Source organism: Tepidibacter thalassicus DSM 15285 (genome assembly GCF_900129915.1).
Taxonomy (GTDB): Bacteria; Bacillota; Clostridia; order Peptostreptococcales; family Peptostreptococcaceae; genus Tepidibacter; species Tepidibacter thalassicus.
In genome coordinates, this window is record NZ_FQXH01000044.1 from 1 (window position 1) to 5,639 (window position 5,639).

A 5,639-nucleotide genomic window follows, 5' to 3' on the forward strand; every position below is an offset into this window, starting at 1 on the left:
TTAAATAATAAAGAATTAATTCTTGGAGATTTATCACAAGAGCAAATGATTAAAAAATCAAATTTAACAAAATTAAACAGAAGTATAAAAGAAAATTGGGGATTAGGTAAATTAAAGACATTTTTAACATACAAGGCAAAATTGCATGATGTTAAAGTGGTTTATATAAATGAAGCTTATACCTCTAAAACTTGTTCAAATTGTGGTAATCAAAAGAGTATGGAATTATCAAAAAGAGTTTATAAGTGTAAATGTGGTATGACACTAGATAGAGATATTAATTCAAGTATTAATATTTTTAATAAATACAATAAAAATAAAACATTGAATTATAAAAACATAAATCAAGTAACTACTCTACATTTTCATTTTGGAAAATTAGTTGCTTGATTTAAAAAAGAGAGGTGAACAAAAGTACCGTTGGCTTGCGGTATAGCATTGTAGAGATATGTTATTATGTACACTAATATTTGTAAAAATATTGAGTGTATGAATAAAATCTATAATTTTTATATATTTATTTAGATTTTTATAGATTTTATAAAGCTGCTTTGCTATGTTATTATGGATTATGTTTTTTGTTGGAACTTTAATGTTTGTTTCAGGATTATATCTTTTTGTAAAAAACTATAAGAATGGAAAATATATCAAAGAATATGGATTACTTACTTATGCAGGGATTGTTATGGTGTTACTTGAAATGATTTTATTAATAGAACCCGTATTTACAAGTTTACCTGGAAATTTACCTAAAACAGTACCATTAGTTATAACTATATGCACTTGTATAATAGTAAGTAAATTATTGCTAGAACCAACATTTTTAAAATCTAAAATAAAAAGGGGTGTATTTATAAAAAATTGTACTCAGTGCCATAAGAACTTTTCATTTTATAATAGATTAAAAGCTCTTATTAATGGATATTTGAAATGTTCACACTGTAATGCCATTTATGAGCCTAAACACAATGTATATAGGGGAATATATTTTGGTATTATTTTTATTGCAACTATAATTGTATTTAATCATATTATTATTTTAAATAACTTTATGCTACAAATTAAATTGCAAACATTAATAATAATAATAACTTATCCTTTGTTTGATTTGTTACCTCATAGATGGCAAAGATATGAAAAGGTTAATTAGAATTATTCCCACAACCTTTGTCAATTTAAAGTAATGAAAGAGAGGGGGCTAATACCAGAGACATTAAGAGAAGATGAGAACATGAGAGAGGAGATAACAAGAGAAGAATTTGCAGAGTTAGTAACGAGATATTTTATAGAGATAAAGCCACAAACAATAGAAGGAGAAGAGGTATTTACAGATACATTAAGTCCGTTAGTACAATGTTAGTAGGAATAATACCATTTCAAAATTATATTTTTTTTTTTATGAATATTTAATAATCAAAATATACATATGAATCTGACGCTCTGTTAAAGAGAATTGTAGGACTTGCTGAAAAAGCTATACTGGCGCTATCTTTATTTCCAGAAAACTTTGCAGTAATATCTCCTAAACCAATTATTGCATGAGCATAATCTGAAACTACATTAGCTGAACCTGAATTGTTATCGTCAGTATATACTTCTACTATTTGAACTATTCTTTTTTCATCTTTTCCAATTCTTAAATTGATTTGATGAGAAATTCCCTTTTCAGCATCTATATTATCAATCATTACATCATCTTCATCTTGAGAATCTCCTCCTCTATACTCTATATAACAGTAATCATTTTTTAGTGTAAAGTTATCAGACCAAGATATTGCAATTATATCTTTTAATTCTACTTTAGGATTCTTATGCCAAGTTCCAATTGTTTTAAATTTAAAACGTTTTTTTCCGTTTTTTGTCTTTAACTTTTCTATTATTCTTTCAAGTGAAAATACTTTTCGAGACATAATTGATCTTTTCATCCTTTTTGGCATTTTTTTTAAATGACCATTTTTATCTAACATATAATTTTTTGTAACAATTTCTACTACTTCACCTTTTTCTAATAACATTTCTTTTTGACTATCTTTCATTTTTCTTATTTGATTTTTAGTAAATCCCATTTCAGATAGTTTCTCGTCCATTAAATTCTGATTTTGTACTTCTATAGAAGATTTTGTTTGAGTATTATTTGATGCATCTATTGAATTAGCATGGATTCCCATTGGAAATAATAACATTGATATAGTCAAAGTAGCCACTATTGCTTTAATATATGCTTTGTTAGTTAAATCTTTAGAAAGCTCTTTATTATTTATAAAATAATTACTTGTATAATAGGTTTTATATAAAATATGTTGTTGATTTGTAGTTAATATATTATTTGATATAGATTCTTGACTTTTCATTAGTAATTCCTCCTCTACTAAATCTATGTATGTATTAAATTTAAAAACACTTTTAATATTATATATAAAACCGATGTCTAAATTTGTAAAAACTTGTAGGAGTATTTAAAAAGTATATATTTTCTTATTTGTAATCATTCCTTCAAATCCAATATTCTTAAATTAACAAACTAAAAAAATGTATTTACATTAGCAGAATCAACAATGTTAGAAAATATTGAAAAAACTGTAAAAAAATTATATGCTTTAATAAATGATTTAAGAAAAAAATCACTAAAAAACTAATAAAAGGGGTTTTAAATAATGTGCTGTATGAACAAAAACATAAAAGAAATGATTTTAATAAATATAAAAACATATATATTTTTAGGTGTTTTTATATTTATATTTGATTCAATATTATCTCCCTTAGGATTTTCGCTAAAAAAGTTTATATTAATCCTGTTTATTTTGTTACCAACATCTATAATAGCTTATAGATATAATAAATGGGCAAATACATTGATACAATTTTCTATATTATTTATAATTATAGTTATAAGTTTAAAAATTTTAGATTTATTAAATGTATTAAGTTTATTTAATGGTATACTGTTTTTTATTGTACCTATAATAATACTGATGCTTTATTATAAATACAATAATATATATATTGAGATTCAAGGCTATCTAAAAAATAAAAAAAGAAATAATAAACATATTATTTTAGAAAATATAATATTACTTATAATTTATACAGTATATGTATATATGATGAAGGGATTTTGAAGTTTGCCATAGATTTCCATTAATTTGCAACTGAAAATAGTATATCAGATAGATTAAGAGCTAAAGAACTTTCTAGAAGAGAAGAAGTTTGGGCAATGGTTTATAGGTTATAGAAGTCAAAAAAACGAATGTAAATAGATGGGGATTGTGTTGATTCATGGAAAACATATGGTATAATTCATATAACTTCAACTAATGGTTAGGATTGATTCCATGAAAAAACAAATTAAGTTTATATTAATAATATTTTTTATATCAATATTAATAAGTATTTCTATGACATTAAAGCAGTATAATCTTTCTAGTAATAATAAAACTCTTTTACAAAAAGAAGAAGAAAAACAGGATTTGAGGGAAAAATCAGATTTCAACTTAGAAATGGAAGTATATAAATTAAATAAGAAAAATACTTTATCCGATAATGAGGTAGAGCTATTAATTAACTATTTAGGAAAAATAGATTGGGCAAAATATCATGAAATAGAAAAACAACAGGATGATATAGGAGAGTTTGATATAACGGCTCTTTTAAAATATGATAAGTACACTTCAAAAGAGATATTATATATATACGAAGCATGTATACATAATGATGGAGTCACGTCAGATGCCTTTTTTTCATTACTTTATGATTTAAGCGAAAAATATCCTCATGAATCAGCCAAGTTATATAAGCAACATCAAGGATATAAAGAACTTTTAGATATAATAATTGAAAATTACAAATACAATGAAAATTTAGATGCATGATTAATTAGTCCTTTTGTTTTTTTCGATTTAATTTTTATAATTTGTAGGTTTTCTTATAATCATTAAAATTTTTAAATATTTTCTTTACAAAATTTTTTTCAGAGTTAGATAACTTGTCAGAGCTCAGTAAAAATAATTTATCTTTTTCTATTTTTTTTGTATTTTCTCCTCTTTCGCCATATATACATTCATATAGCAAAAAATTATAAAAATGATCTTCGTAAGAAGGAATTTTATAGAGTGCTTTCATAAAGTTTATTTTATCTTTTTTATAAAATTTAGCTAATACCCATGATAATGTTTCAGAATACTCTCCATCAGAGTGTTGAGCTGTTTTTATTATATTTTCAATATCATGTATACTAATGGTTTCTAATTCTGTAATTATAGTTATATCAAAAGGATCATCAATATCATTGACATTTTTCCAAGCTATATTAGCATAGTAGCTAAAATCAATGTTAGGTAGAATTTCAATAATTTCATGTGCATCTTTAGCTGTTTTATTTTCTTTAGATATAATAGTATATAGTTTTTTTTCAAGTGAATAGTTTTTTTTATTTTCAACAATATTATCTTCAATTTTAGTAATTTTACTTTTAGTTAAGTTGTTTTTTTCATTCCTAAAATTAACATTAAATATGAAAAACATTAAAACAAGTAAAGATATAGTAAAAATTAATTTTTTCAATACATACACTCCTTTATAAAAATAAGATATTATTAAGTTATAAAATATTATATATATAGGAACCAAGCATAATCATTATATACTTAATTCCTTTTTTTGAAAATATTTCAATTAAAAATTTTTTTGAAGAGAAAGCAAACAGACTTAAATTCAAAAGTAAAAGAAAATGTATATGAATTATTAATGGAAACATCCAGAATGAAGCTGGTTAATATGATAAGCAATTTAGGAAAAAAACTTGAAGGAGAATTTAAAAATAGAGAAAAACGAGGGATACAGCTTATTGTAACTCTTTTTTTATGCTTTGAATTTCGTTATTTATGAGGATTGTAAAGGGTAATAAAAAGATAAGTAAAACTTCAAGAACTTAGGAATTTTAGTTGCCATGGCTATCGTGAGCTTATGTGTTTTTTATATAGAAATTTTGCTAAGAATAAATTCTCAAGTAGTAGAGGAATTTTAGAAGGTTTAAATATAAATTCTAAAAAAGATAAGAATTTAGATTCTAAAGAATTTAAGAATTTAGGAAGTGAAAAACTTAGCATTACAAAGAAGTTATTCTTTAAAACCATCTACAGCTAAAAAACTTCAAGAACTGAAAATATTTATATACGATGATCCTAATATAACTTTTAACGAAATAGTAGATGAAGCAATATGTCTTTTATGAAAACAAAAAAGAATAAATAATTTTTCAAAAAAAGTGTTGACAATAAAAAATAAAGGTGATATATTATTACTTGTCGTTAAGACAACGCGAAAAAAATTGAACTTTGAAAACTAAACAGTAGGTTAGATATAAATACGAAGCCAAAGTTTATTTTGAGCAACGGAAATTCGTTAGAATTTCGTTGGCGACATAAACGAAGTTTATTTTGAGAGTTTGATCCTGGCTCAGGATGAACGCTGGCGGCGTGCCTAACACATGCAAGTCGAGCGAGGAGAAAAGAGCTTGCTCTTGGAACCTAGCGGCGGACGGGTGAGTAACGCGTGGGTAACCTGCCCTATACACACGGATAACATACCGAAAGGTATGCTAATACGGGATAAAGCTAAGATAAGGCATCTTATCGTAGTCA

The 5,639-nt window shown here is 24.5% G+C and carries 8 protein-coding genes and 1 rRNA gene; 7 read left to right on the forward strand and 2 right to left on the reverse strand.

Annotated elements, in window-relative coordinates; translation table 11 throughout:
• From BUA19_RS11180 to BUA19_RS12050, 3 genes are all read left to right on the forward strand, one after another.
• The coding region (locus tag BUA19_RS11180; RefSeq protein WP_143145432.1) for a zinc ribbon domain-containing protein at window positions 1-390 on the forward strand (390 nt) is incomplete at its 5' end.
• Window positions 391-556: 166 nt separating this feature from the next.
• On the forward strand, window positions 557-1,150 hold the full coding sequence (locus tag BUA19_RS11185) for a C1 domain-containing protein (RefSeq protein WP_072726528.1): 594 nt from the start codon (window positions 557-559) through the stop codon (window positions 1,148-1,150).
• Window positions 1,151-1,231: 81 nt separating this feature from the next.
• A complete protein-coding gene (locus BUA19_RS12050; protein ID WP_278280468.1) occupies window positions 1,232-1,360 on the forward strand; it encodes a hypothetical protein in 129 nt (42 codons plus the stop codon).
• A 46-nt stretch (window positions 1,361-1,406) separates the two neighbouring features.
• On the opposite strand, the gene BUA19_RS11190 is transcribed toward BUA19_RS12050, so the two are convergent.
• Window positions 1,407-2,351 (reverse strand): hypothetical protein, encoded by a 945-nt coding sequence (locus BUA19_RS11190; protein ID WP_072726530.1) that lies wholly within the window; start codon window positions 2,349-2,351, stop codon window positions 1,407-1,409.
• A gap of 303 nt (window positions 2,352-2,654) precedes the next feature.
• On the opposite strand from BUA19_RS11190, the gene BUA19_RS11195 reads away from it, so the two are divergent.
• Together BUA19_RS11195 and BUA19_RS11200 are read left to right on the forward strand one after the other, a co-directional pair.
• On the forward strand, window positions 2,655-3,119 hold the full coding sequence (locus BUA19_RS11195; RefSeq protein ID WP_072726532.1) for a hypothetical protein: 465 nt from the start codon (window positions 2,655-2,657) through the stop codon (window positions 3,117-3,119).
• A 213-nt stretch (window positions 3,120-3,332) separates the two neighbouring features.
• A complete protein-coding gene (locus tag BUA19_RS11200; RefSeq protein WP_072726534.1) occupies window positions 3,333-3,869 on the forward strand; it encodes a hypothetical protein in 537 nt (178 codons plus the stop codon).
• A gap of 34 nt (window positions 3,870-3,903) precedes the next feature.
• Here the strand turns inward: BUA19_RS11200 and BUA19_RS11205 are convergent, their stop codons facing one another.
• Window positions 3,904-4,560 carry a hypothetical protein gene (locus tag BUA19_RS11205; RefSeq protein ID WP_072726536.1) on the reverse strand — a complete coding sequence of 219 codons (657 nt, stop codon included), beginning with the start codon at window positions 4,558-4,560 and terminating at the stop codon, window positions 3,904-3,906.
• Between the two features lie 529 nt (window positions 4,561-5,089).
• Here BUA19_RS11205 and BUA19_RS11815 point away from each other — a divergent pair.
• A complete protein-coding gene (locus BUA19_RS11815) occupies window positions 5,090-5,230 on the forward strand; it encodes a hypothetical protein (protein WP_178137502.1) in 141 nt (46 codons plus the stop codon).
• A 201-nt stretch (window positions 5,231-5,431) separates the two neighbouring features.
• A 16S ribosomal RNA gene (locus BUA19_RS11215) occupies window positions 5,432-5,639 on the forward strand; the annotation flags it as partial.

What these genes read in the sequence shown, in the direction of transcription:
- BUA19_RS11185 (WP_072726528.1), top strand. Translation starts at nt 557, where the DNA reads ATGTTATTATGGATTATGTTTTTTGTTGGAACTTTAATGTTTGTTTCA.
- BUA19_RS12050 (WP_278280468.1), top strand. Translation starts at nt 1,232, where the DNA reads ATGAGAGAGGAGATAACAAGAGAAGAATTTGCAGAGTTAGTAACGAGA.
- BUA19_RS11190 (WP_072726530.1), bottom strand. Translation starts at nt 2,351, where the DNA reads ATGAAAAGTCAAGAATCTATATCAAATAATATATTAACTACAAATCAA.
- BUA19_RS11195 (WP_072726532.1), top strand. Translation starts at nt 2,655, where the DNA reads ATGTGCTGTATGAACAAAAACATAAAAGAAATGATTTTAATAAATATA.
- BUA19_RS11200 (WP_072726534.1), top strand. Translation starts at nt 3,333, where the DNA reads ATGAAAAAACAAATTAAGTTTATATTAATAATATTTTTTATATCAATA.